18 protein-coding genes are annotated in these 24,982 nt (G+C 64.3%); all 18 read right to left on the reverse strand.

Annotated elements, in window-relative coordinates; all coding sequences use genetic code 11:
* Window positions 1-3 precede the first annotated feature (3 nt).
* Window positions 4-732 carry a PP2C family protein-serine/threonine phosphatase gene (locus tag IG616_RS06965; protein WP_192147416.1) on the reverse strand — a complete coding sequence of 243 codons (729 nt, stop codon included), beginning with the start codon at window positions 730-732 and terminating at the stop codon, window positions 4-6.
* The gene (gene tagF, locus IG616_RS06970; RefSeq protein ID WP_246476156.1) at window positions 729-1,697 is read right to left on the reverse strand and encodes a type VI secretion system-associated protein TagF; all 969 of its coding nucleotides are present in this window, start codon (window positions 1,695-1,697) and stop codon (window positions 729-731) included. Before tagF ends, IG616_RS06965 begins: the two co-directional genes overlap by 4 nt.
* Window positions 1,697-5,290, reverse strand: coding sequence for a type VI secretion system membrane subunit TssM (gene tssM, locus IG616_RS06975; protein ID WP_192147418.1), 3,594 nt, complete (start codon window positions 5,288-5,290; stop codon window positions 1,697-1,699). The genes tagF and tssM overlap by 1 nt, the downstream gene beginning before the upstream one ends.
* A gap of 3 nt (window positions 5,291-5,293) precedes the next feature.
* On the reverse strand, window positions 5,294-6,742 hold the full coding sequence (gene tssL, locus IG616_RS06980) for a type VI secretion system protein TssL, long form (protein WP_192147419.1): 1,449 nt from the start codon (window positions 6,740-6,742) through the stop codon (window positions 5,294-5,296).
* Between the two features lie 25 nt (window positions 6,743-6,767).
* Window positions 6,768-8,102 carry a type VI secretion system baseplate subunit TssK gene (gene tssK / locus IG616_RS06985; protein ID WP_192147420.1) on the reverse strand — a complete coding sequence of 445 codons (1,335 nt, stop codon included), beginning with the start codon at window positions 8,100-8,102 and terminating at the stop codon, window positions 6,768-6,770.
* Between the two features lie 30 nt (window positions 8,103-8,132).
* Window positions 8,133-8,570 (reverse strand): type VI secretion system lipoprotein TssJ, encoded by a 438-nt coding sequence (tssJ, locus tag IG616_RS06990; RefSeq protein ID WP_192147421.1) that lies wholly within the window; start codon window positions 8,568-8,570, stop codon window positions 8,133-8,135.
* Window positions 8,571-8,582: 12 nt separating this feature from the next.
* Window positions 8,583-10,268: a type VI secretion system-associated FHA domain protein TagH gene (gene tagH / locus IG616_RS06995; RefSeq protein WP_192147422.1), complete on the reverse strand. Its 1,686-nt coding sequence runs from the start codon at window positions 10,266-10,268 to the stop codon at window positions 8,583-8,585.
* A 3-nt stretch (window positions 10,269-10,271) separates the two neighbouring features.
* Window positions 10,272-10,562 (reverse strand): PAAR domain-containing protein, encoded by a 291-nt coding sequence (locus tag IG616_RS07000; RefSeq protein ID WP_192147423.1) that lies wholly within the window; start codon window positions 10,560-10,562, stop codon window positions 10,272-10,274.
* Window positions 10,559-11,233 carry a DUF6931 family protein gene (locus tag IG616_RS07005; protein WP_192147424.1) on the reverse strand — a complete coding sequence of 225 codons (675 nt, stop codon included), beginning with the start codon at window positions 11,231-11,233 and terminating at the stop codon, window positions 10,559-10,561. The genes IG616_RS07000 and IG616_RS07005 overlap by 4 nt, the downstream gene beginning before the upstream one ends.
* Before the next feature lie 10 nt (window positions 11,234-11,243).
* Window positions 11,244-13,370, reverse strand: a complete 2,127-nt coding sequence (locus tag IG616_RS07010) for a type VI secretion system Vgr family protein (protein WP_192147425.1) — start codon at window positions 13,368-13,370, stop codon at window positions 11,244-11,246.
* 26 nt (window positions 13,371-13,396) lie between these two features.
* The gene (locus tag IG616_RS07015; RefSeq protein ID WP_192147426.1) at window positions 13,397-13,705 is read right to left on the reverse strand and encodes a hypothetical protein; all 309 of its coding nucleotides are present in this window, start codon (window positions 13,703-13,705) and stop codon (window positions 13,397-13,399) included.
* Window positions 13,705-17,208, reverse strand: a complete 3,504-nt coding sequence (tssB, locus tag IG616_RS07020; protein WP_192147427.1) for a type VI secretion system contractile sheath small subunit — start codon at window positions 17,206-17,208, stop codon at window positions 13,705-13,707. The genes IG616_RS07015 and tssB overlap by 1 nt, the downstream gene beginning before the upstream one ends.
* 126 nt (window positions 17,209-17,334) lie before the next feature.
* Window positions 17,335-20,079 (reverse strand): type VI secretion system ATPase TssH, encoded by a 2,745-nt coding sequence (gene tssH / locus IG616_RS07025; RefSeq protein ID WP_192147428.1) that lies wholly within the window; start codon window positions 20,077-20,079, stop codon window positions 17,335-17,337.
* A gap of 18 nt (window positions 20,080-20,097) precedes the next feature.
* The gene (gene tssG, locus IG616_RS07030; protein ID WP_192147429.1) at window positions 20,098-21,123 is read right to left on the reverse strand and encodes a type VI secretion system baseplate subunit TssG; all 1,026 of its coding nucleotides are present in this window, start codon (window positions 21,121-21,123) and stop codon (window positions 20,098-20,100) included.
* Complete coding sequence (tssF, locus tag IG616_RS07035) at window positions 21,087-22,961, reverse strand: type VI secretion system baseplate subunit TssF (protein ID WP_192147430.1); 1,875 nt, start codon at window positions 22,959-22,961, stop codon at window positions 21,087-21,089. The genes tssG and tssF overlap by 37 nt, the downstream gene beginning before the upstream one ends.
* 4 nt (window positions 22,962-22,965) lie before the next feature.
* Window positions 22,966-23,463, reverse strand: a complete 498-nt coding sequence (tssE, locus tag IG616_RS07040; protein WP_192147431.1) for a type VI secretion system baseplate subunit TssE — start codon at window positions 23,461-23,463, stop codon at window positions 22,966-22,968.
* Window positions 23,456-24,301 (reverse strand): type VI secretion system accessory protein TagJ, encoded by an 846-nt coding sequence (locus IG616_RS07045; protein ID WP_209007329.1) that lies wholly within the window; start codon window positions 24,299-24,301, stop codon window positions 23,456-23,458. Before IG616_RS07045 ends, tssE begins: the two co-directional genes overlap by 8 nt.
* Before the next feature lie 72 nt (window positions 24,302-24,373).
* Window positions 24,374-24,916 (reverse strand): Hcp family type VI secretion system effector, encoded by a 543-nt coding sequence (locus tag IG616_RS07050; protein WP_192147432.1) that lies wholly within the window; start codon window positions 24,914-24,916, stop codon window positions 24,374-24,376.
* Window positions 24,917-24,982 lie beyond the last annotated feature (66 nt).

Raw genomic sequence — 24,982 nt, forward strand, 5'->3', positions numbered from 1 at the left:
GGATCAGACCTCCACGGCGATCACCGACACATTGTCGGAAGCGCCGCCTGCCAGGGCGACCGACAGCAGGCTCCCGGCGACGGTTTCGATGGGGTGGCAGGTGAGATAGTGGAGCAGGGTCTCATCGTCGGCATAATGGGACAGACCGTCGGAACACAGCAGGAACCGGTCACCAGGCAGGATATCCCCCCGGCGCTTGTCGATCTCCAACTCGCTGCCGACCCCGACCGCGCGGGTTATCTGGTTGCTGCCCGGGCAGGCGGCTGCCTCCTCCCAGGTCATGCGCCCCTGTTCGACCAGTTCGCCCACGACGGAATGATCGAAGCTGATCATGCTGAGGCTGCCCTGGCGCAGCCGGTAAAGACGGCTGTCCCCCGCCCACAGGCACATGAAATGCTGCTCCGACAGGACCAGGAGCACCACGGTGGCGCCAATGGTGCCATGGGCCCGGCGCTGCGCCTCGGCCTTAATGGCCTCATGGGCCTCGAACAGCGCCCGTCTCGCCTCCTGCATCACGCTGGCCGGATCCAGTCCGCCGGGTAGCCGGTTCAAGGCCTCAACGACGGTCTGGCTGGCAAAGTCGCCTCCGGCGTGTCCGCCCATGCCATCGCTGACGGCCCAGAGGCCGAGGTCCGGGCGGGCAAGGATCGCATCCTCGTTGACCTTGCGCACGAAGCCGGTGTGGGTCGTGGCGCTGTGGCCTCTTGTGTCCTTGAGAAGGCTGCCGGTCATCCTGAACTTTCCGGGTTTGGCGTACGGGTTGAAAGGTCCGGGGCGGCAGGCTGCCAGCAGGGCGCCTCCAGATCGAAGAAGGCCGATGCCAGATCGGCTCCTTCAGGCAATCCCGGCACCAGAATGAAGCGCTCCGTGCCTTGATAGGCGGAGATCCAGAGGCTGGTGGTCAGCGGATCGGGAAGGGAGGCGTTCCCAGTTGTTTCGATGGCGTTACCCCCCTCTGCCCCCTTTGGGGGCATCTCCCCCGCAAGGGGGGAGAAGGGCGCTGCGGCAAGGATCGAAGATGTGCCTGAGCCTCCCGTACCGGCCCCTCTCCCCCCTTGCGGGGGAGATGTCAGCGCAGCTGACAGAGGGGGGTGATCTTCCTCAAGCAGGATGAGCTGCGCAGGACCGGCAGAGCTTACCTTCAGGACCGGGCTGGCCTGCGCAGAAGAACCGGGCGCCAGCATTTCCTGAAGCTGGTCGAGGGGCAGGGCATCTGATGGCGCCTGCCGCCTTTGCTTCGTCATCTGTGCCACGGCCTCTTCAAGCACGGAGAGCTTGGCCTCCTCGTCCAGCATGGCAAGGGCAGCGTCCTCAAGGGCGGGGAAGATAGGATCCAGCAGATCGTAGGCGTCCACGGCGCTCATGGGGCCCTCTCCGGTTTCCTGGCCTTCCAGGACAAGGCAGAGGGGGAACTGGCGCCCGACCCGGTCGACGCTCGGCATGATCACACCGGCGCAGAGTGCGGGGCCGAGCACACCGGCAGGGGCTGAAAACCGCCAGATCGGCGCGGTCATATAGGCCGCCTGCCACTCATCTCCCAGAGCCTGCCGGCCTGCCGTCAGCAGTTCCTGGAGCCACTGGTCCAGACTGCGAACGAGACCCGCCGACAGGCCGGAGCGGATGAAATCGCCGGTGCAGGGCACCTTGCCATACCATCCGGCCTGCCACGCGGCTTTGAGGATGCCCCCGTCCTCCATCACAGCGAGCTCGGGCAGGAGAAGTTGTTGAGCGCGGTGATGGTGAAGGGGTTCAGCGCCGAGCCTGCCCGCAGCTGGAAGATTGCGATGCGGCCGCCGAGGTTGAAGATCACCCGGTTGCGGTCCGACACATTGGTGCGGCGGACTTCAGCTGTGTCCAGCAGGCGGAACCAGGCCCAGGGGCCTTCCCGCTGGATGGTGTTGTTCAGATCGGAGCGGGCAGGGGAAACGGTGACGCGGGTGCGTCCGCCGCCGCCCTGACCCGGCCAGACCAGCGGTGTCACTTCCGGCGGGCCATGGGCATAGGTGACCGGCTGGCCGTCGATCTCCACCACCACCTGTTCCACATTCGGATCCAGCGCAACGGGCTTGATGTCGAAGGTGACCGAGGGCAGGCCCGGGGCCAGGAAGAAGCTGTCCCGGATTTCCCGTGCCTTCTGGAACTGGGAGATGACCGCGCTGGAGATGCCGATGTCGACCCCGTTTACCCGGCGCAGCCGCCAGGGATTGGCGGAGGTGTCAACGAAGGGAGCAAGGTTCTCCTTGAAGAAGCCGTCGATCAGGCCATCGGGCGCGAACAGCTTGCCGAAGTCCTTGATAGCGATGTCCGCCTTGGCCTGACGGTCGACCGGGTAACGGCCATTGATCGCCTGTTGGCAGAAGGGCAGCACATCAGCCTGCCACTTGATGTTGAGGTCCGTGCGGGCCCCGCCAACGGCTGCACCGGAAGAGGCAGCCACCACCTGCGCGGTCCAGCGTTGCAGCGGGTTCGGCAACTGGGTAGTGAGCACTTCCAGCTGATCGGAAGCCGTGGCCTTCTGGCCCACGATGGACGCGCCGGAATCCTGGCCGAGCGACAGTCGGTTCAGCTCGTCGAAAACCGCGCTCATCCGCTGCATAACCTCGTCGAGGCGGGACGGTACGCCGCCCCCGGCAATCACATCATGCAGGGTCGCAAAACGCTCCTCAACGAACGCGCCGGGAATGGCAGGCTGCGCTCCGGAGTCCGATGCCGGAATGGCGGAGGACAGGGCTGCGACCGCGGACTGCCCCTGGGCATCGAGGGCGGAGACCACTTCGTCGCGGACGAAACTGGCCGCTGCGGATGCCGCGCCACTCTTCACCGCTTCGGTGCCGGGAAGCTGTGTCAGCCGGGTTTCCTTGTCCACCGCATTGAGGATGTTGCGCACCGGAGATGTTGGGCCGGACAGGACGTTGACCACCTGGGTCGCCTGGCCAAGGCTTTCCATCGGAATGATGTCCACATCCGCGAGCAGCTCATCATAGCGGGACACATAGTCGTTTTCATAAAGCGCCAGCACATCACGGCTGAGGCGGCTGAGCGTTTCCGGAGTCACTTCCTCGGCCTTCGGGCCAAGAACAAGCTTCTGGAACTTTACCCGGTCCTCGATGGTGGCAAGTTCGGGCAGGAAGTAGGCGTGGAAGCCCTCATAGGTGTAGACGCCTTCGACACCCGCGCTCAGCGGCTTTCCGGAGGTTCTGATGAACACACGCGACACCGCGGGACCGCCTGCATCGGTGATGCGGAAGGGCGTCAGGCGCTGGGTTGCCGGAGACTTGACGATGCCCTGGTAGATCCGTTCGGCCAGCGGGGTTTCCGCCAGAAGGGACTGGATCTGGTCGACCAGCGGCCCGTTGAGCCCGATGCGGCGCATGGGCTGGTTCAGGAGTTCGTCCAGATGATCGGCAAGATCGGCCTGAAGCGCGTCCTGCCCCGGATATTCCAGCGCCCAATCCGCCAGCATCCACTGCTTAACCGTCGCCTCATCCATCGTGCCCTGTAGGCCCAGCATCAGATAGACCTTGAGCGCTTCGAACAGGAAGTCGGTGTTGTTGATGTTCGCTTGCATCTGCTCTTCAAGGCGGAACAGCATGCGCGGCAGAAAGAGGGAATTGAGCGCACCGCGATAGGCTTGCGCGGATTCCGTGCCGATGGCATCGCCCTGATAAAGGCCGAAGGTCAGCTCGACCGGCGGCTCCGGATCGCTGGCCGCCGGATTGCCCGGCAGGTCGCGCAGGGTGTTGAGGGCCGGAACGATGGGTGGAAGATCGTCATCGGCGATCGGGTTGCCCGGGATTTCCTTCGAGATCTCGCGGAACTGCTCCACCTGAGCCCTTGCGCCGGCCACCAGATCCAGATTGCCCAGATAGCTGTTGGTCCAGACCGCGGCGGCACCCGCAAGGCCCACCACACCGGCGGCCAGGGCACCGCGCTTGATCCAGCGGTAGCGCCGCTCGACCACATCATCGGCGGAAACGAGGCCGGACTCCTGGAAGATGACGCCATTGAGCAGGCGGGTGAGGAAATAGCTGCGCCCCTGGCCCCGGCCGGTGCCGATGGCCTGACGCCCGATCCCGAAGGTGCGGGACATGCCCATCATCAGACGGTCGATGGGGGTGCCTTCCTGGGTGCCGGAGGTGAAATAGACCCCCCGCAGAAGCTGGCTGTCCTCGTAGCGGCTTTCCTGGAAAATATCCGTGAGGAAGGCCTTGGCCACGCCGTGGAGCGAGGCGATCTGGGAGGGGAAACCGGCAATCAGGCTGCGGCGCTGGTAATCGGTCTCGGCCTGCATGCGTTCAAGGCTCAGGCTGGACAGCTGGTTAACCAGCGTCTGGAACTCGGCATCGAAGGCGGCGACCGGATCGCCTTCTTTGGAGGCCTTCTCGAAGGGCAGGGTGAAACCCCAGACCTGCTCGCGCTCAGTGGTGCCGAGATTGTCGAAGAACTCTTGGAAACCGGCGATCAGATCCGCCTTGGTGAGCAGGATATAGACCGGGAACCGGACACCTAGACGTTCGCGCAGCTCGTGCAGGCGGACCCGGATGGCACGGGCATGGGCGCGGCGGCCTTCCTCGTCCAGCAGGGAAAGGTCCGACAGGCTGATGGCCACCATCGCACCGTTCACCGGCTGGCGGCGCCGGTATTTTTTCAGCATGTCGAGAAAGCCGCTCCAGGCCTTCGCGTCCGCATCCTTGTTGCTGTCCTGGGTGGTGTAGCGCCCGGCGGTGTCGATCAGAACCGCCTCGTTGGTGAACCACCAGTCGCAGTTGCGTGTGCCGCCAACGCCGCCAATGGCTGTCTTGCCCATGCGTTCGGCCAGGGGGAATTGCAGGCCGGAATTGACGATGGCGGTCGTCTTGCCCGCGCCCGGAGGGCCGATGATGATGTACCAGGGCAGCTGGTAGAGATAGCGGGTTCTAAAGCGCCCGCCGAGCTTGGACTTGCGCAGGAAGGCAAGCGCTTCGGTGAACCGCTGGCGCAATTCTCCGAGTTCCGCCTCCACGGCTTCCTCATCGCTCCCGCGCGCGGGAGCCGCTGCGCTGGTCGTGATGGCCTCTGTCATCTTCCGGTCGCGGGAGCGGCGGGCCAGAAGGATGCCGAGAATGGCAATCACGGTCAGGGCGGCGACCGCGCCGATGGCGATCAGGCGGCTGCCAGTGCTGTCGAAAGGCCGGATGCCGCCGAATGCGAGCAGCGGGCCGAGATACCAGAGGGTTGCGGCCAGGATCAGGCTGAACAGGGTCAGGAGGCTGATGGGGCTGAAGACGAGGGATCGGATTTTCTGAAGCATGGGTCAGCCTGCCTTCACGAGAATGACTTCGATGCGCCGGTTCTTGGCGCGTCCTTCGGGCGTGTCGTTGGACGCAACGGGTTCCTTGTCCGCCCGGCCTTCGGCGCTGATGCGGCCGTTGTCCTTGAGCGAGGCGGAGATGCGGGCCATCACCGACTGGGCGCGGGCGAGCGACAGCTGGAGGTTGGATGGGAACCTGGCAGTCCGGATCGGCACATTGTCGGAATGACCGGCAACGATGATGCGCCCGGGTTCGTCGTCCAGCGCCTTGGCGACCCGGTCCATGATTTCCTGGAAACGCGGGTCCAGCAGGTCGGAGGCGGAGGCGAACATGCCTTCTCCGGCAATGTTGATGGTCAAGGTGTTGCCCTGGCTTCGGACGCTGACAAGGCCTTCCTTGATTTCCGGTTCCAGGAAGGCGGAAACGGTCTCGATGGTCTCGACTTCCTTTGGCGCGGGTGGCAGCGGCGGCGGTGGGGGAGCCGGGCGGGCCAGTTCAATCGGGCCGTTGAAGTCGAGGGCTGCGATCTGGATGCTAAGCTGCCGGGTGTCGCCGCTGAGCAGGAACGAGAACACGAAGAACATCAGGCAGATGGCCGCAAGCGCCACACCGCTGGCGATGAAAAGCGGCGTCCAGACCGACAGCAGCTTGTGCCTGATGCCGCTGCCCTTCCAGTGCGGAGCAAGGGCAGGCTCGGCGGAGCCCCGGTGCGTGCGGATCAGGCGGGCGAGGCCGTCGCGGATTGACAGGTGCTTTTCCGCCCCGCGCTGCGCGACGCGCAGCCGCCCCTCGAAACCGAGGCTGAGACAGACATAGAAGAACTCCAGAAGGTCGAGGTTCTGGGAGGGGGCGCTCTCCAGACGGGTCAGGAGATCATAGAAGCGATCGCCGCCATAGGTTTCCTTGTGGAAGGTGCCGACGATGCTCTGCTGGGTCCAGATGCTCTGGCCGCCCCAGGGGGTGTTGAGCACCACGTCGTCAACGGTCGCGCAGATCGCATAGCGGGCCATGCGGACCATATCCGCCGGAACGCCGGCTGCGAGCGCGTTGTTGCCAAAGGCACGAACCTCGGCAATCACGCTTTCGCGAAGGGCGGCGGGATCGGCATGCTGGGCGCGGTTGCGGATACGGGCAACGAGCGCGAAGAGCGGCGATGCGGCTGCATTCAGCGGGTTCATCCCGGCAGAGGCATTGCTCAGGGGAACCGCCGGTCTGGCAGAGGCGCCGGCCTGGTAGGCGGGGGCTAGTCCACCGGCTACAGGCATGCCTTTGGGCGCGGGCTGGCCATAAGCCTGCGACTGGGGTTGCGCATGCGGCTGGTCATAGGCCTGCTGAGCGCCTTCGGGTGGCGGCATAGGGGTTGGCGCTGCCGGTCTGCGGCCAGCCGGATTGGGCCGGATCACCGTCTTTTCCGTGTCGAACGGTTCGGCAAAGGGGTCGTCGCGGTTCATCGGTCGCTCCTGAGCGTGCGGCGGGTCATCGGATGGCCCACAGTTCCATTTCGAGGTCCGGGAAATCCCCCGCCACGTGGATGGCAAGACCGCCGGAGGTGGTCATCTGCTTCCAGTAGGGGCTGGTGGCGTCGAGCTCGAAATAGACGACACCGGAGTGATAGGGGACCTGGCGCGGGGCGACCGGCAAAGGCCTGAGACCAATGCCCGGCAGGGCCGAGTTCACCAGTTGGCGGATCTCTTCCACCGGGCCAAGCTTGGCCTGGGTCGGGAAGTGGCGGCGTACGCTTTCAGACGGAACGGCAGCCTTTGCCGCCAGCACGAACGTCGCCGACTGCAGCAGGCGCTTGTCGGAGATCATCGCCACCGAGATCCCGTATTTGCGCGGCTCGATCGAGATCGACACGGCGCCCTGTTCCAGCACCGCGCTGAGATGCTGGCGCAGCATGCGGAACACCGGCTGGAATACGTTGGTCAGGTCGTCATGGCGGTAGGCCGGAAACTCGGTGGAGAGCTTTTCCGCCGTCATGAAGGTGGCGAGTTCTCCGGCAAGGCTAACAAGCGCCTGATAGATGACCTGCGGATGCGCATTCTCGATAGCGGTCAGGTGCCGGATCACCGGCAGAGCGCGGTTGACGGAGATCAGCAGCAGGAAATCGGCGATCTCGGCCACACCCTTGGCATTGCCGTTCTGGTTGAGCCGTCCGGCCAGGGCCTCGGCCCGATGGCTGAGCATGCCTTCCAGCTCCTTCAGGAACCCGTGCAGCGGCGGCGCGGCGCGCGCATCCGTGCAGGAAGGGATGAAAGACCGGTCGAGGATGATTTCCCGGTCCTGGCGGACCTCAATGATCCGGGCGATGGGGATCACCATCTGATCCGACAGGTCGTCCAGATCCAGCGCGAACTGCAGACGCAGTTTGCCGATGGCCATCAGCACGCTGCGGCGGTCCATGCCCATGCTGTCCGTGACCTCGATCTCGTCCACCTGATAGCGGGCGGCAGACTTGGGCGATCCGGTCAGGTCCACTTCCGCAGCGCCAGCGCGGCGGATCGGAATGGCGAGATAGACCACCGTGTTCTTGATGCCCCCCGGCACATCCAGCGCCTGGGGATGATCCTCGCGCTGGGGCACCTTGAAGGTCACCCCGTCCGGGGTCAGGCCCGAACAGGATTTCACGGCGATCTTGCCGAGCTTCAGGAGATCCTCGTCGAGTGTCAGCTCCCTCAGGCCCCACAGATAGGGGGCAGCAGCGGCGGCAACGCCGGAGACAAGCGCCTCGACGTAGCGATCATGCTGTTGGAAGTGGTGGGGCTGGAGGAAAAGACCCTCCTGCCAGACAACCTTGTTTTCCCAGGACACGCTCTGAATACTCCTTTGGCCCGAACAGGATTAGCGGACCGAAACCGTGGTGCCGGACAGGGTGGCGCGGACGCGGTTGCCGGAATTGGGCACCAGGCGCTTCACGCCCTTGAATTTCGCCCGGTCGATGTCGCGGAACGCGCCCACGACGCCGATGGCGACCGGCGTGCCATTGACGCTTCTGACGTCGGAGACGGTGCGGCCCGGTGCCAGCTGGAACTCGTCGACGGCGATCAGGTCCGTGCCGAGGGTGGCTTCCGGATTGTTGAAAAGGGAGAAGAAGTCGCTGCTCTGGAAGGTGGCGGGCGAGGCGAGGTAATAGACCTTCACCTTGGCCGGGGCGCCGCCGTTCATGTTGGCAGTCCCCGAGATGGCCAGATCGACCGTGGTGGGCTTGGGCCCGCCGGAAACGCATCCGGCAAGAGCGGCAAGGCTGAAGAGAGCAATGGCTGCGGATTTAAGACGCATGGTGTGTTCCTGTCATAGCTTCTTGAGTTGTTCTTCGTAGGCGCGGGCAAATTCACGGCCGAAGGCCGCCTGGAAGTCGTCCTCGGTTTCCCGGGCGATCTGGGCGTACATCTTCTCGTAGGCCTCCCAGTAGCGGGCCTTCTTGCCGCCGAGCAGTCCGCCCAGAGACGAACTGGATTCGATGCGCAGGGAGAGCTGGTTGGGGTCGAGCCGCATCAGTAAATCCCTGAGGGCGGCTTCCATGCCGGACATCATCGCGATTTCATGGGCGCGGATGTCGGCAAGGGCCTGAGCCGCCGCCGTCTCCGCGTCCAGATAGCCGCGCACGGAGGGGCGGATCATTGCTTCCACCGCCTGTTCCGGGCTGATGGAGAATTTCAGCGGATTGTTGCCGCCGCTGCTGATCATCGTGCGGTTCATCCGCATTTCGCTCTTGATCGCGGCGCGGGTGAGAAGGATCTCGCGCATGCCCGCGACAAGAGCGGCGAAGACCCGGCCCATGCGGGCCATGGTTTCTTCAAGCTCTTCCGCCGGAATGGCGAGATGCCCGGCACCGGCACCGGCCAGAAAGGCGCGGGCCGCCGCTTCAGACCCTTGAGACGGTGCCGGTGCAGCGGCCATGGGAGCCGGGGCAGCAGGCGTCAAGGGGGCCGGAGCTTGGGCCGCAGGAGAGGCTGCAGCGGCCCGCGCCTCAGGCAGCGGCTCTGCGAACGGGTTCGCGGCAGGCTCGGAGAGAGGATCCGGAAAGGCTTCTGGCTGCAACTCGGGCAGAGAGCCCTCAAGCGGTCCATCCAGCGGATCGTCAAAGGGCGCCTGCACCGGCTTGAAAGCTTGAGGAGCCGGGGAAACCTGTTTAACTGGCTGTTGCGCCGGAGCGGCGGGGCTTGCCTGCGGTGCGGCTGCGGGCGGCAGAAGATCGTCCCAGTCGTCCGGTATCAGGGACGATTGCACGGAGGGTGTGGGAAAAAAATCCTGCTGCGTCGGCCGGTGGTCGCCTTCGCTGGCGCCATGGGGCCAGGCGCTCTGCCCCGGCATACCACCCTGCAAGGCTTCGGGCGCTGCGGCAAAGGGATCGTCCAGCCCGAGCGGGGCTCCTGGCGCAAGCGGATCATCCCTGCCGAGCGGGTCGTCAAAGGCGAGGGGATCGGACGGGCGCACGGGCGGCGCCCAGGCTCCGGGATGAGCAGCAGGCTGGCCAGACGGCAAGGACCCATGGCCGGGTGCGTCCAGCGGTTCGCCGAAGAAGGCGTCCCAGGGCTCCGCGCCATTGTCCAGCGGATCGTCCAGGCTGATATGGGCCGGGTCGCGCACAGGCGAGACCGGCGCGTGGCGGCTGTCCTCGGCCGGGGGCAGGGGCTCGGCCGCCATCGCATGGGCCTGGGCCGAGGTGATGTCCACCACCAGCTCGAAGGCGCCCAGGAGCACCACATCCCCATGGCTCAGCGGGGTCGGGATCTGGCCGATCCGTTCGGAGCCATAGTTGAGGAACGTGCCGTTGGTGCTGAAATCGATGATGACGAAGTCACCGGCCCGCTCTTCGATCACGCAGTGGCGCTTGGATAGAAGCCGGTCCGGATCGGGCAGGGATAGGTCGTTTTCCTCGCCCCGGCCAATGGTCAGCACGCCGTCCTTCATCGGGACGGAGGACATGCCGTTGGGCAGGGTTCCGGAATTCATCAGGCGCAGGGTCAGGCTCATGGTCTAGCCTCCAACCAGAACGGTGGGGCAGCCCATGACGATCAGGCCGCCATGGCCGCAGGTGTCCGTCAGGCGGGCCTGGGGCTTCTTGCCGGTCAGAACCGTGACAGAGCCCTTGGCGATCAGGTCGGGCGGGCCGATGCAGACGGCCATTGCCGTCGCGGTTGCCGCCGGCATCTTGCCGATCAGGACGGTCGGGCAGGGCACGACCACCGGTCCGCCCACATGGGGGATGACACCGGTGATCATCGGGCAAACGTGATTGTCGCCGACACGGGCCGCGGGAAGGGTCATGGGGTTTGCTCCCCCTTGGGTGCTGGGCCGGATCCGGCTGCAAGTCCATTGGCGGGAGCAGCGTTGGAACCGGATGAAAGAGTGCCGCTGCCGCCGCGGGCAATGTCCAGGGCGCGGGCAAGCAGCAGCTTGCCTTCCTCTTCCACCTTGTCCTCGTCGTGGAACAAGGCGGTCAGGGCCATGCCGAAGGCTGCGGCACCGACGGCCCCTGCAGGGGCGTCGTAATCTTCCAGCTCACCGGGGCCAAGCGTGCCATCGGCAAAGGACGCGGCCATGGCGCAAAGCACCGTCTCGTCCTCGTTGGTGGCCGTATCGAGAGCCTCGCGGGCCCCGGTTCTGGTCTTCACGCCGGGCTGAAAGACCCAGGCTTCGGCAGCCTTCAGGGCGGGGGGAACCGGGGCGCCTTCGGCCAGCGTGTCGCGGGCGGAGAGGCAGGCCCACCAGGTCGCCTCGCGTGGAGGCAGCGAATGGGCCAGCACCTGCAGCATGTCGATCAAAGCGCCCTTGCCTTCCAGCTCGGCCAGCACATCGGCGACGGAGGCGCTCGCCGGGGCATCGAGCGGGGTTTGCAGCACCGCGTTGCCGCGGGCCAGCACCTTGGCGGCAGGGGCCGCGGGCACCTTGGTCAGGTCTGAAAACCGGTTGGAGCTGGTCATTTGCGGCGTGGTCATCCGGGCCTCCTCAATTGATCATCGTCAGGCTGCCCTTGGCGATCAGCAGCCCTGAGGATTTCAACTGGGTCATGCCGCCGCCTTCGAGCTTGAGCATGCCTCCGCCTTTCAGCTCGGCCTGACCCCTGCCTTCCAGCTTCAGCTGGCCGTTGGCGGTCAGCTTGGCGGTTGCATCGGCCTTGAACTCAAGCTGAGGCGAGGAAATCGTGACCTTCGACGGGGTGATCTCGACCTTGGAGGCCCCGCAGGTCAGCGTGATCTTTGTCTTGGCCGAGATGTCCAGCGCGGCGCCCACATCAATGGTGTAGCTGCTGGAAATGTCTTGGTTCTTCTTGCCCTTGATCGAGACCGCCTGATTGGCCGCCACCTTCAAAAGGTCGTCGGCGCCGATGTCGGTCTTGCGCGACTTGGCGATGGACTGGGTTTCCTCACCCTTGGCGACAGTGAAGGAGTGATTGCCCTCGCGGATCGTCTCGGTCTTGTCGCCGTGAATGGTCTGGGTGTAGGTGCCGCCCTTCTTGTGCTCCAGACCCACGGTGATCTCGGCGTTGTTCTTGATGATCTGCTTGAAGTCGCGCTCGGACTGGAGGCGCACGAACTCGGCGTCCTTCTTGTCCTCGAACACGAGTTCGCTGAAGCCGCCGCCACCCTTGGTGCTCTGGGTCTTCACGCCGCTCTGGGTTTGGTGCGCTGGCAGGGCATAGGGAACCTTGGTTTCCCCGTTATAGACCATGCCGGTGATGATCGGCCGGTCGAGGTCACCATCTTCGAATTGAACGACGACTTCCTGACCGATGCGCGGCACGCCGATCGCGCCCCAGCCCTTGCCGCTCCAGGGTACGGAGGTGCGGATCCAGCAGGAGGAAGTGTCGTCCCGCTTACCTTGCCGGTCCCAGTGGAAGTGAACCTTCACCCGGCCATATTCATCCGTCCAGATTTCCTCGCCCTTCTTGCCCACGACCACGGCGGTCTGAACCCCCGGAAACCGGGGCCAGGGCGTGGTCTGGGGCGCCCGGAACGGCGCATTGACCGGCTGGGTCTCGAAGATACAGCGGTACATGTCCAGGCTGTTGCTGGTGTCGAAGGACAGCTCCGTTCCCAGAATGGCTTCAACGTATTCGCTATCCTCGATATCCGCGTCGATCTGGATCTGGTGGCGGGCGGAAATCACCAGATATTCAGCGTTTTCAGCCTTGCGCGGATGCTTCTTCAGCTTGAACTTGGCACCGGCCGCCATCTGCCGCACATTGCTAACGCCATGCCAGCGCTGGGTTTCGGCGGCAAGGCCCTCGACGCGCACCCGTGCCAGATGCTCGCCGGTGCCCGTGTCCAGATACCGGCCCGGATAGTCGTAGACTTCATAGGACCTGTAGGCGTGGCCGCCGACGGGCAGGGACTTAACCGACCGGAGGTCCGACTTCGGCCTTTCGAAATCATAGTCCTGAAGGGTTACCTTGCCGGAACGGATGCGCTCGCCGCTGCGCCATTCGAAAATGTGGTCATTGGCGCGGCGGTATTCGTCCTCACGGAAATAGAAGTCGATATCCGCATTGTCCTCGATGGCCTTGTGGGTGCTGGAATCATCCGCAAGAACGAGGGTTTCCTTCATCTTTTCGTGGGTGTGGTAATAATAGATGCCTTCTTCTTCCATCAGCCGCGACAGGAAGGCGAAGTCGGTCTCCTGATACTGAACGCAGTAAGCCCGCTTGCGGTACTTGTGCTTGGTCGTGTCCTTGAAATCGGAAAACCCGTGTTTGCCGAAGACATCCTTGATCACTTCGATGACGGTTTTGTCTTGAAAGATCCGGCAGTTTTGGGTGCGTGTGAGGAACCACAGCCAGGGACGGACGGCGGCGCGGTAATAGCCGCGCCCGGCATGGGAGCCGAGATATTCGGCGGCAACACAACGGCCCTGGAAGTAGCGGACCTTGTCCTTGGGCGCGTCGATCTCCAGGCGCAGCCGCTCGCCCATCACCTTCTGCAAGTCGATATCGATGTCCGTGGACATGAACTCGATGGTCGTCTCGGGAATCCGGCTGAGGCCGTCATCCACCTGCGCGCGCACGAGCCAACCCTTGAGCTTGCCGGGCAGGTTCACGCGGGCCTTACGTCCTTCGAGAGTAATATCTTGCGGCATCAGGGTTCCCTTTCGCGGGAGGTGGATCAGTTGGCCTCGGGAGCGGTGAAGACCATCAGTTCGCCGCGCCGTTTCAGGCGCTCGATGATGGCGGGGTGAACGCCCCAGAGGTGGCCCGTTTGCTGCCCCATGGGCATCAGTGCCTGCATATGAAACGACGAGGAAAAGCGCAGGCATTTGACCGGCGCGGGGTAAGACTCCTGTCCCGACAGCAGCGCGTCGAGATGCTCTTCCCCGTCCAGCAGCCAATAGGCGTTGCCAACCTGGCCCAGCAGAACGCCAGCGGTCTCACCGGCATCTGGCTCATGTTCAACGGTCTGCGGTTCCATGCTCATCACAAATCTCCCAAAAGCGCGGCCAGCTCAGGATCCATTTCGCAGTCATCCTCGCTCTCGTCCGTTCCAAATCCGGCCAGCAGATTGTCGAGATCGCTGTCGTCGTCGTCCCCGCCGCCCAGATCCAGATTGAAGCCGTCGTCATCACTGCCCGTGAGGGCGCTGTCGTTCGCATCATCTTCAGCCCCGGCGGCGGAGGTTGGACCTGCTGCGTGACCTGCCTTGGCTTTGGCGGAGGAAGGTGCTGCGCCAAAAGCGATGCTGGTCCCGAAAGCAGCCGAGCCCATGCCCGGAGACAGTTCCCACGGGCCATTCAGTTCGCCCGCGCCAAGGGCCTGGAAAGACCCTTGCCGGACTTCATTGCGGCCCTTGATCGACAGAACCGGCATGAACCCGCGGCTGACCACATCGGCCATGGTGCGGGTGTTCAAGAGGCGCTCGGTGCAGGGCAGGGCCACCTGGTCGCCATACTGGTCGACCATGGTGTGGACCGGGATATCCCCGAGCGACATGACCTCGCCGAGACGCATGGCCTTGCCTGACTTCTGAACAGTGGCAGCCAGCAGGGCGGCGCTCAGGATGACCGGATTGGCCCAGAGCATGCCCTTCACGCCGCTGCGCAGGCTGAATTCCTCGAAGTCGAAAGGATCGACCGGCTCGGTCTTCGCGCCATAGGGCAGACGCAGAAGGAAACGGGGGGAGGCAAGACCCGCGAAGGCTGCCTCCGGCTGCGACCGCATCGTGTCCCAGGCCTTGGCGGTCAGCGGGTGCCGGTCCTTCTTCGGGGTGTCGAGAAAGTGCGAGGAGATGGCGGTGACGAAGGGCGCATTCATCCAGGCCGAAATCTTGGCCATGCGGGCCATCAGCTCCGCATGGGGTGGGGTTTCTTCCAGGGTGTAGAGCCCGAAGACCGCTGACAGGGGGCCTTGCGCCTCGTCCAGCCGTGGCTCTTCTGCCAGCATCCGGAAGAGACCGCTTTTGGCGAGATCGTCTTGCGCAGCCAGATCCGCCGCCCATTCCTCGGCGGAAACGTCATAGAGAACCACTTCCAGCGTTGCGCTGGTTTCGATCCGGCGGGCCAGAAACTCCAGCGAGCGCCAGGTGGATTCCACCGCCTGGAAATCCGGGTGATGCAGGATCGTGCGCATGGCGCCAGACAGGGCTTCGTCAAGGGCGGCCAGCAGGTCTGCCTGTTCCTGGCTGGCGGCAGCAACGATGTGAGGCCCTACGATCCGGCTGATCAGGTCTTCTGCCGGGCTGGCTGTTGCCAGCTTGCCCTGCATGTCACCGATCAGGCTCTGGAAATCGCTCAGCTTGCGGTCCGCGGGAACCGCGCTGCCCTTGGCCCGCTGGCGGGAAGAGCCGCTGCTCTTACCGTTTTCCGCCGCCCAGGTCTTCAGGTCAGATAGAGCGGACTTATCGCTGCGGACGACCCGCTGGCGCAGGGCGGACAGTTCCTCGAAAAGGCCGACATTTTCGTAAAGCTCGTCCGGATGCAGGTCATCCAGACTGGACAGCCGGACCTCGACCCCTGCGCCCTCTTCCCCGATGGGCAGCACCAGGGTGGTGGCAAAACGGGCGATCACATCGTCGATGGTGTCGGCATCGAACTTGATCGGCTTGCGGCTGGCCAGCCCGTCACCGGTTTCCATGTCGCCCCGGCTGGCGCGTCCGGAAAAGTCTCCCAGAAGCGCGATGCGGAACTTGGTGCGCGGCTTGCCATGGTCTTCCGGCAGGGGGGCGGTCAGGATGCCGAAGGGATCTGCCGGAACGGGCGCTTCCTCCTCGTCGAAGCCCAGCGTCTCGTCCGAAGTGTCGTTGCCGGAAAGCAGGGCGGCCAGCGCGTCGTCGGCGTCACCGGCCATCAGCTCGGCGAGCTCATCGTCTGCCGAGAGGTCCGCCGGGTCTTCCCCGGCCTCATCAAGGGCCTCATCGCCGCCGTCCAGAAGCGAGGACAGAGCGGCGCCTTCGTCATCCGCCGTCAGTGCCGCGAGCTCGGCGTCGAAATCCGTATCGACCTCTGCGTCCGCATCCTCGGAGACGTCTTCGAAGGGTTCTTCCCCCGTTTCCTCATCCGTATCGTCCGAGACAGAGGCGAGAAGCGCGGCGAGGTCATCGCTGTCACTGCTGTTGTCGCCGTCGTCTTCCACCATCAGGGCAGCGAGATCGAAATCCAGATCCGTGTCTGCCTCGGTTTCTGCCTCTGCGTCATCCGGGGTCTCGTCAGACGTCTCTTCGTCTGCCTCATCCGTATCGTCGGCAGCAGCGGCCAGAAGCGCCGCCAGATCCGCATCTTCTTCCTGTGCGTCCAGTGCCTCGAATTCGAACCCGGTGCCCTCTTCGTCCTCTGCGGCTTCCTCGGCAGCGCCGTCCTCTTCTTCGCCTTCGCTGTCGCCGTTTAGAAGATCCTCCAGGCCGGACATGTCCCCGGCGAGAAGGGCGGCGAGTTCATCGTCCGCATCTCCGTCATCGCCCTCGGAAACCTCCTGCGAAAGCATCTCTTCGGTGGGAAGGGCATCACTGTCATCGTCAGCCATCAGGGCCTTAAGTTCGGCGTCGAAGTCCGCTTCCGCCTCATCGACCTCCGGTTCACCGGCTTCGTCAGCGGAGGCGTCGGTCTCCAGACCGGCCAGCATCGCGGCCAGATCTGCGCCGTTCTCCGCCTCCAGACGGCCAAGGTCATCGTCCTCTTCAATGCGCAGCAGGGCGGCAAGGTTCAGGTCGCCATCCTCTCCGGAGGCAGGCACTTCCTCGGGCGCGGACAGCTTCATGCCCTGCAGCACGTCTGCGGTGTTGGTGTCTTCCAGGTCCGTGTCCGGCAGGTTCTCGCTGAGGGTACGAAGACCGGCCAGCGCCTCCGCCGTGCCCGTGTCTTCTGCCGCCTGCGCGACGGGCTGTGCCTTCAGTCCAGCAAGAACATCGGCTGCGGCGTCGGTTGGGACCGTTTCACGGATTGCCTCACCAGCAGCCCGTAATCCGGCAAGGGCGGCCTGCTTTTCCGCGTCGCTGGACGATGCGGCGGGAACAGCGCTGAGGGCCGCGAGCGCCGCAGGATCGCTGATCAGCTGGGCGATCAGGTTTTCCGCGCCGGTCTTGCCGTCCATATAGGTGGTCAGATGTGCCAGCTGGGTGCGGGCTTCCAGCAGTTTGCGTAGCGGCTCGACTTTCCTGGCGATGGCGGCAGGGGTGAAGTCCTCAAGGCTTTCGAAGGTGATATCGACGGCAAGATTGCCCTCGCCGGTGAGCGTATTGGCCACGGTGAAGGCCGCCCGCGGCTTCATCGATTTCATCCGCTCATCGAAACTGTCGACGTCGATTTCGAGGAACTTGCGGTCGTTGACGGAGGCAAGCTCCTCGGCCGGATTGCCGGTCAGATCCGCCATGACCCCCATGACAAAGGGCAGCTGGACGGACTTTTCCGCGCCGTACAGTTCAACGTCGTATTCGATCTGCACCCGCGGCGCCCGGTTGCGCGCAACGAATTTCTGACCGCTCTTCGACATCTGCCGCTCTCCACAAGCTCATCCAGGGGACATGCAAGGCCAGAAATTCCAGCCTGTTCCCTAGTAAGTGCCCGCGCGGCTGCCCGAGGTTCGGGCGGGGAGCAAAAAAAATTGCGGCCTTCTCGCTCAACTGAATCCGTAGGCGAAGTCACCGTTTTCGATGCTGATGGTGATGGCTTCGATCTTGCTGCCGTCCAGCATGCGGGTCAGGAACTCGGTCGAGATTTCCGGCAGCATGGTGTTGGTGACGATGGCGTCGATCATGCGGCCGCCGCTTTCCAGGTCCTGGCAGCGGGAGACGATGGTGTCGACCACCTCCTCGGAATAGCTGAAAGGCACCTGATAGGTGTCCTTCACCCGTTTGGCGATCCGGTCGAGCTGCAGGCGCGTGATCTTGCCGATCATGTCCGGCGAGAGCGGATAATAGGGAATGGCGACCATGCGGCCCAGGAGCGCTGGCGGGAAGACCTTGAGCAGCGGATCGCGCAGGGCCTTGGCCATGCCTTCCGGCTCTGGCATCAGCTCCGGATCGGAGCACAGGTCCATGATCACGTCGGAGCCCGCGTTGGAGGTCAGGAGGATCAGGGTGTTGCGGAAGTCGATCATCCGGCCTTCGCCGTCCTCCATCATGCCCTTGTCGAACACCTGGAAGAAGATCTCATGCACGTCCGGATGGGCCTTTTCGACCTCATCCAGCAGCACCACCGAATAGGGCTTGCGCCGCACGGCTTCGGTCAGGACCCCACCTTCGCCATAGCCGACATAGCCCGGAGGCGCGCCCTTGAGGCTGGAGACCGTGTGGGCTTCCTGGAACTCGGACATGTTGATGGTGATGACATTCTGCTCGCCGCCATAAAGGGTCTCGGCCAGCGCCAGCGCGGTCTCCGTCTTGCCGACGCCGGAGGTTCCGGCCAGCAGGAAGACGCCGATGGGCTTTGACGGATTGTCCAGCCCGGCGCGGGAGGCTTTCACCCGCTTGGCGATCATCTCCATCGCGTGGTCCTGGCCGATCACCCGCTTGCCAAGATGCTCGGCAAGGTTCAGCACCGTGCGGATCTCGTTCTTGACCATGCGGCCAACGGGAATGCCGGTCCAGTCGGCGACGACGGACGCCACGGCCTGGGCATCGACAATCGGCAGGATCAGCGGATCTTCGCCCTGCAGCGCGACGAGGTCTGCCTGTTTGGCGCGAAGCTCTGCCATCAGGGTGTCCCGGTCTACCGGTGCGGCAGTGACTGTGTCCGGACCGGACTCCCTCTCCCCTTGGGGAGAGGGCTGGGGTGAGGGGGCAATTGGGGGCTTATCAGATTCTGCCTCCACCGGCTGGCCGCCTTCCCTGAGCTTGGCGCGCAAGGTCAGGATCTCGCTGACCAGGGCCTTTTCCGCTTCCCAGCGGGCGGTCAGCTCGCCGTGGCGCAGGCTCTCGGCCTCAAGCTCCGCAAGGGCCGTGGCGCGCCGCGCGGTCACGTCACTGCCCGCGTTCTCGTCCCGGGCGATGATCTCCAGTTCGGTCTCAAAGGCCTCCAGTCGGCGCTGGCAATCATCCAGCGAGGCGGGCATGGCATGAAGGCTGATGGCGACGCGGGCGCTGGCCGTGTCCAGAACGCTGACCGACTTGTCCGGCAGCTGGCGCGCGGGAATGTAGCGGGCAGAGAGTTTCACCGAGGCTTCCAGCGCCTCGTCGAGGATCTGCACCTGGTGGTGACGCTCCAGCATGGAAGCAATGCCGCGCATCATCAGCACGGCCTTGGCCTCATCCGGCTCGGCCACCTGCACCACCTGAAAGCGGCGGGTGAGGGCAGGGTCCTTCTCGATATGCTTCTTATATTCGCTCCAGGTGGTCGCGCCGATGGTGCGCAGGGTGCCGCGGGCAAGGGCAGGCTTCAGCAGATTGGCCGCATCGCCCGTTCCCGCCGCGCCGCCAGCGCCCACCAGCGTGTGAGTCTCGTCGACGAAGAGGATGATCGGCACCGGGCTCGCCTGAACTTCCTCGATCACAGATTTCAGGCGGTTTTCAAATTCGCCCTTCATGGAAGCGCCCGCCTGCAGAAGGCCCACATCCAGCGTCAGCAGCCGGGCATCGCGCAGGGCAGGGGGCACGTCACCCCGGGCAATGCGCAGGGCAAAGCCCTCGACCACAGCGGTCTTGCCGACACCGGCCTCGCCGGTCAGGATCGGGTTGTTCTGGCGGCGGCGCATGAGCACATCCACCACCTGGCGGATTTCCTCGTCCCGGCCCATGACCGGGTCGATCTCGCCCACCCGGGCCTTTTCTGTCAGGTCCGTGCAATATTGCTCCAGCGCCGCGCTGCCGCCGAGCTGCGGCAGGGACGACGCGGAGGCAGGCGCGCCGGTCCCGGCAGAGACTGAGCCGTCCTGCGGCGCCAGACCTTCTTCCGGCGAACCTTTCAGGATCTCGTTGAAGCGGGTGGAGAGATCCTCGGCCTTGATCTTCTTGAATTCCGCCGACATGGCCTCCAGCTGGTTGCGCAGGCTGCTGGTCTTGACGATGCCGAGGATCAGATGGCCCGTGCGCACCTGGTTTGCGCCCAGCATCAGGGAGCCATAGACCCAACCGCGCTCCACGGCCTCTTCCAGATGGGAGGAGAGATCGGAGATCGAGCTGGCGCCCCGCGGCAGGCCGTCCAGATAGGCGACCAGCTGGCTGGCAAGGCGGGCGGGATCCAGCTCATAGTGACGGATCAGCCGGTGCAGGTCGCTGTCCTGCCCTTGCAGGATCTGATGGATCCAGTGGGCCAGCTCGACGTAAGGATTGCCGCGCATCTTGCAGAAGACGGTAGCGCTTTCCACGGTCTGGAATCCCAACCGGTTGAGTTTGCCGAACAGGGCAACACGGCTGATTTCGGTCATGATTATTTTCCTATCCGGTCAAGGCCAAATCGCAGGGCGCTGAGGTGCTGTCAGGTAAAGGTCGTCCGCATCGGTTGCCGGGCGCTGGCCGATCCAGCTTGTCAGTCCCAGATCGCCGGACTGGCCCAGCACGGTCGGCGGCACCTCGTCCTGCCGCAGCACCAGGTTCGCTTCCCATTCCAGCGTGTCGCCGGTGAAATTGCGCAGGATCGCCGCCAGCCGCTTCAGGCTCTGGCCACCGGGCAGCAGGCGGCGGTAATCCTCCAGCGACAGCGGGCCGATGCGGATGCGGAACTTTGCCTCCCGCGACCAGACTTTCTCGCCAAGGCTCGCCTGGCCACCGAGCGTGGCCTGGCCCAGCTGCCCCCGGTCGTGGGGCTCCAGATGCAGCCAGCTGCCCGCAAAGCTTTCGATCGAAATCTCTGCCCGGAAGAACTTCTGCAGGATCGACTTGAGCCCCGCTTCGCTGCGCGGGGTGCTGGCCAGAAGGCCGGCAAAGTGGCGCTTCGCCAGATCCGGCATGGCGTCCCGGTCCTGAAAGCTCTCCCCGGCGATCCCGGCGATGGCGTCCAGCTTTTCACCGAAGGGATCATCATCGGCACGGTCGAAGGAGGGCGCGGGCTCCCCCGTGGTCCAAGCACGGTAGAACAGCGAGATCATCCGGTGGTGGAAGAGATCCGCGAAGGCGGAAAACGCCGTATCCCGGTGGTTGCGCACCCGGTCGCGGGCATAGTCGGTCAGATGCAGCGGCAGGGCGCCATGGGGACCGAAGAGGCCAAAGGCATGCTGGGTCAGCCGGTGTCTGCCTGTTTCCGGATCGGTTTCAAAGGCGGAAATGGTGGAGGTCGGGAAGGCAAGTTCCACGGCCTGCCCGAGGCGCACGGCATCTTCCGCCGGACGGCGCGAGCGGCCCAGTCTCGGCTGTCCGGCGTGGGCGGCCTCAATCAGCCGCATCGCCTGAAAGATGTGATGCTTTTCCGGGTGCTGTTCCAGAGCCTTGAGGCGGCTCAGATCAGCATCCGCTTCCCGCTCTTGGCCGGCCATCTCGCGATGTCCCCCCGTTTGTGTGAATGAATGACGGTCTCGGTGAAGCTGTTCAGCGTCACGTATTTGGCGAAGAAGGATTCCAGAACCGCGCCGAGCAGATAGCAGCCGGTGCCCTCGAAGAAGCTCTCGTCGAAGCCGACCCGGATTTCGAGACCCCGCACGGCGGTCGACAAAACCCCTTCGGCCATGCGGCGGACAATCGGACGGGAACTGACGGAGGTCAGTCCTTCCACCTGCTTGGCAATCGCCACCTCGCCAAGTGGGGTGTAGAGCCCGATGAGCTCGCGCAGGGCCGCGCCGCCTGATCCCCGGTCACCGTCTGCGATGGAGAGGTAGTTCAGGCTGAGATGGCTGATCATCTGCCAGGCCCGTCCGCCTTCGGCCAGACTGTGGCGCGGGCGGGTCGGTGGCACAATGGCCCGCACTTCCGACACCGGCCCGCCTTCTGGCAGAACGAAATCCGTGTCCGGTCCGCCGATGGGGGTCAGAAGCGGCAGATCCCGGTTGGTGCACAGCGCCTTGACCGCCAGCTGCTTGACGTTACCGGAATAGGGCGCCTGATTGCGGTCGCTGAGCGAAAGATAGAATTCGGTGCCGAGATAGGAGGTCCGGCCGCCCTTCAGGCGCTGTTTTTCCGAACGCTGCCGCAGCCGCCGGCGCACGTTGTAATAAGCCGAATGGGTCTCGCCGAAGGGGGTAAAATCCTGCGCGCTGTAGAAGGGCCGGAAGGGCACATCATCCGTGCCTTCGCTGCCGATGCCGGTGACTTCCTCCAGCTGGTAGATTTCGTAGTCCAGCGGCGCCATGCGATCGGCGGTGAGGTGATGATCCACCTCGGTTCCAGCCACGGCGACCCGGTCGCAGCGTTTGGAAAAGAGATTGACCGCAGGCACGGCGTTCAGCTCGAAACTGCCGGGACCGACGGATTTCAGCGCCGGATAGTCCTCGGACAGCAGAATATAGAGGTCCAGATCCCCGCCCTTGGCCTTGCGCACTGCAGGAGACAGGCCGCAAAGGTCAATGAAGAAGAAGCGCTGCGGCATCGCGAAATATTCCTGCAGCAGCCGGTAGCCCTCGAAGGACTGGCCGGGCACCGGCAGCAGAGCCTCTTCCGGATCAAAACCGCGCGGCCGGATGTCCTTGCCGAGTGGAAGGCTCCAGTCTTCGCGCCGGTCGGTGGACCGTCCCGCGAGGCCAACGCTTTTTCCGAGGATGGCCTCATAGAGCCGCCAGGGTTCCGCGCCCGTGCCTGACAAATACAGCGTCAGCCGGTCGAGCGGCAGCTCGTTCAGATCCTCGCCGCCCTTGCGGCGGATGCGCAGCCTGAGCGCTGCCTTGGCGCTGTTGTTGCGCGCAAGACCAGCAGCCACAAGCTCGCCACGGCCCTCAATATATTCAGCCTCCACCAGCTCGACCGGCCACAAGGTCGCATCCTGGGAAGTGTTGAACTGGCAGGCGGTCTGACCGCCCTCCAGCAGCCGTCCGCGCAGGGAGGTGCCGCGGGGCAGGGTGTAGCCGTCCTCCATGCCGCCCTGGCTCATGTCCGGCACCAGACGGACGATGGTCATGGACGGGGTGGGGGCGAGGAAATGAGGGTAGACGATTTCGAGCAGGTTCTGGGTGAAGACGGGATATTGCAGATCCAGTTCCAGCTGGACGCGCGCGGCCATGAAGGCAAAGCCTTCCAGAAGCCGCTCCACATAGGGGTCATGCACCTCAAGCTGGGACATGCCAAGGCGCGAGGCGATCTTGGGATAGCTTTCGGCGAATTCGGCTCCCATCTCGCGGATGAAAACCAGCTCCTCCTCATAGCGCCTGAGCAACCGTGTATCCATGAAGCTAGCCCTGCCGTTTGAGAACGATTTCGCCGGTGGTGACGTCGAGCGCGGTGCGCAGGTAGATGTCGACGGGAACCGGTTCGGCCCACATTTCGCCGCGGATGTCGAAAGACAGGACCGCGCCCGAGGACTTTTCATCCCGGCGGATCGCTACATCGAGGGTCTGGGGCAGGATGCGCGGCTCGAAGGTTTCGATGGCGCGGCGGATCGCCTGACAGATCTCGACCGCCCGCCGGCTGGTGCGCACGGTGCCGGAGAGATCTGGAATGCCGTAGTTGAGCACCGAGCACGCCGTCTGCGGCCTCAGCTCCAGGTCATGGACAGCCTCGATGTTCGAGGTGTTGAGCAGCCAGGACAGGTCCCGCTGGATGATTTGGCGCAGGCGCGCCAGATCGATGAAGCGGCTGGATCCCGCCTCACGCGTTTCTTCCGGCGCATCGTCGGTCAGCCGGTCCAGAAGCGAGGGCTGCAGCCGTTCGGAGAGAAGCCGGTCAACCATCGGTGGAGACCGCGTCAGGCGCGTTAAGGTCTTCAGCTCCGGGCTCCCTGTCCATTACAAGGCTCCGGATGTTCATTAGACCGCATTCCTGGGTCTCCGTTGCCAGAAGCCTCTGGCCAAGCCCGGCCACGGCCAGTCCGTCCTCCATCACGAAGGAGGTAGAATGGGCAAGGCGGAGCCTGGCGTCGGGCTGCTTGTGGGTGCCGGGATAGCGGGCGGGGATCAGGGCGACGGAGCTGCCGCCGTTGGACAATGTCAGGCTTGCAGGCATCCATACGCTGTCACGCAGGTCCGCCGGGGCCTCCATCGTCAGCCGGGACAGTCTTGAAAACGGCACCCAGACATAGCGGCCGTTGAGGATCACCTCCAGAACAGGTCCAAGGCGCGGGTCCGCGTCCGCGATCCACGAAAAGGGAACCCCGTCCAGAACGCCGGGGATGGCGGGGGCTGCCTCGAAGGCTTGCGCACGCAGATCTTCGGCGGCCTGGAACTCGCCCCGTGCCTGCAAGGCCAGCGCCTCGATCAGGCCGGCGGTCCAGGCTTCCGGCTCACCCAGAACAATTGGAGCGGTTTGTCCGGCAAAGACCTTCTCACGCACCCCTTCGCACAGGATCGCGGCCCTGTAGGTCTGGGCCATGGATTCGACGGCAGGGTCGAGGGTCGCAGAAGTCTTGAGCTGGGCCACGGCCCGCTGCCAGCTGCCCTCAATCGCGAGCAATTGGAACAGGAAGATCCGCAGGCGCGGGTCTTCCGGCGCTTTCCGGATGGCATTTTGAAGCGCGGCCAGCGCGCCTTCAAGGTCGCCCTGTTTCAGAAGATGCTCGGCTTCCATGGCCATGCCCCGGTCAGTCTGATGAGGAAAAAGGGTGCCGGGCCGCAAGGAGGCAGCGGCCCGGACGTGGTGCACGGCTTAGCGGTTCACTTCGTAGGACGCGGAGTTGAGCACGCGGCTCCACTTGGCTTCGCCCTGGCCGCCGGAAGCCTTGGTCAGCTTTCCGTCCGGGGACTGCTTGTGATACTCGACCTTGATCGCGCCGTATTCGAAGATGATGTCTTCTTCCAGAATGTCATCGCCTTCATCGCCGCTCCAGCTCATGTCTTTCACCATGACCATCTTGAAGTGGAACTTCATGAAGGTCTTGCCGGACTTGTCGCTTGCCCCGCCGGAGCGGCGCAGTTCGATGATCGCTTCCTTGAAGTGATTGCCCGTGCACAGGGTGTGGAACAGGCCGCAGGAAGCCGTGTCCGTGCGCTTCTTGATCGTGAAATCCTTGAAGGTGGTCTTGCCGGCAGCGCCTGCGCCGCTGGTGTCCGATCCGATGTTCACATTGGTCTCTGCGCCGAAATCGAAATGGCGCAGTTCAAAGGCATTGTTCTTGGACATTTCGCTGTCGGTTGTTTCTCCGACGACGAGGTTCTGTCCGGGGAAGTAGAGAAATGCGTCAAATGCCATGATGAGTTCCTTTCAAAAATCAGATGTCTTTTGTCCTGGGAAACACCGGGGGGGGGCCTCCGGCGC

Origin of the sequence: Roseibium litorale (assembly GCF_014842915.1) — a bacterium.
Classification (GTDB): Bacteria; Pseudomonadota; Alphaproteobacteria; order Rhizobiales; family Stappiaceae; genus Roseibium; species Roseibium litorale.

Bases quoted from the DNA above. Each gene is read 5' to 3' on its own strand.
- IG616_RS06965 (WP_192147416.1), bottom strand. From the start codon at position 732: ATGACCGGCAGCCTTCTCAAGGACACAAGAGGCCACAGCGCCACGACC.
- tagF (WP_246476156.1), bottom strand. From the start codon at position 1,697: ATGGAGGACGGGGGCATCCTCAAAGCCGCGTGGCAGGCCGGATGGTAT.
- tssM (WP_192147418.1), bottom strand. From the start codon at position 5,290: ATGCTTCAGAAAATCCGATCCCTCGTCTTCAGCCCCATCAGCCTCCTG.
- tssL (WP_192147419.1), bottom strand. From the start codon at position 6,742: ATGAACCGCGACGACCCCTTTGCCGAACCGTTCGACACGGAAAAGACG.
- tssJ (WP_192147421.1), bottom strand. From the start codon at position 8,570: ATGCGTCTTAAATCCGCAGCCATTGCTCTCTTCAGCCTTGCCGCTCTT.
- tagH (WP_192147422.1), bottom strand. From the start codon at position 10,268: ATGAGCCTGACCCTGCGCCTGATGAATTCCGGAACCCTGCCCAACGGC.
- IG616_RS07000 (WP_192147423.1), bottom strand. From the start codon at position 10,562: ATGACCCTTCCCGCGGCCCGTGTCGGCGACAATCACGTTTGCCCGATG.
- IG616_RS07005 (WP_192147424.1), bottom strand. From the start codon at position 11,233: ATGACCACGCCGCAAATGACCAGCTCCAACCGGTTTTCAGACCTGACC.
- IG616_RS07010 (WP_192147425.1), bottom strand. From the start codon at position 13,370: ATGCCGCAAGATATTACTCTCGAAGGACGTAAGGCCCGCGTGAACCTG.
- IG616_RS07015 (WP_192147426.1), bottom strand. From the start codon at position 13,705: ATGAGCATGGAACCGCAGACCGTTGAACATGAGCCAGATGCCGGTGAG.
- tssB (WP_192147427.1), bottom strand. From the start codon at position 17,208: ATGTCGAAGAGCGGTCAGAAATTCGTTGCGCGCAACCGGGCGCCGCGG.
- tssH (WP_192147428.1), bottom strand. From the start codon at position 20,079: ATGACCGAAATCAGCCGTGTTGCCCTGTTCGGCAAACTCAACCGGTTG.
- tssG (WP_192147429.1), bottom strand. From the start codon at position 21,123: ATGGCCGGCCAAGAGCGGGAAGCGGATGCTGATCTGAGCCGCCTCAAG.
- tssF (WP_192147430.1), bottom strand. From the start codon at position 22,961: ATGGATACACGGTTGCTCAGGCGCTATGAGGAGGAGCTGGTTTTCATC.
- tssE (WP_192147431.1), bottom strand. From the start codon at position 23,463: ATGGTTGACCGGCTTCTCTCCGAACGGCTGCAGCCCTCGCTTCTGGAC.
- IG616_RS07045 (WP_209007329.1), bottom strand. From the start codon at position 24,301: ATGGCCATGGAAGCCGAGCATCTTCTGAAACAGGGCGACCTTGAAGGC.
- IG616_RS07050 (WP_192147432.1), bottom strand. From the start codon at position 24,916: ATGGCATTTGACGCATTTCTCTACTTCCCCGGACAGAACCTCGTCGTC.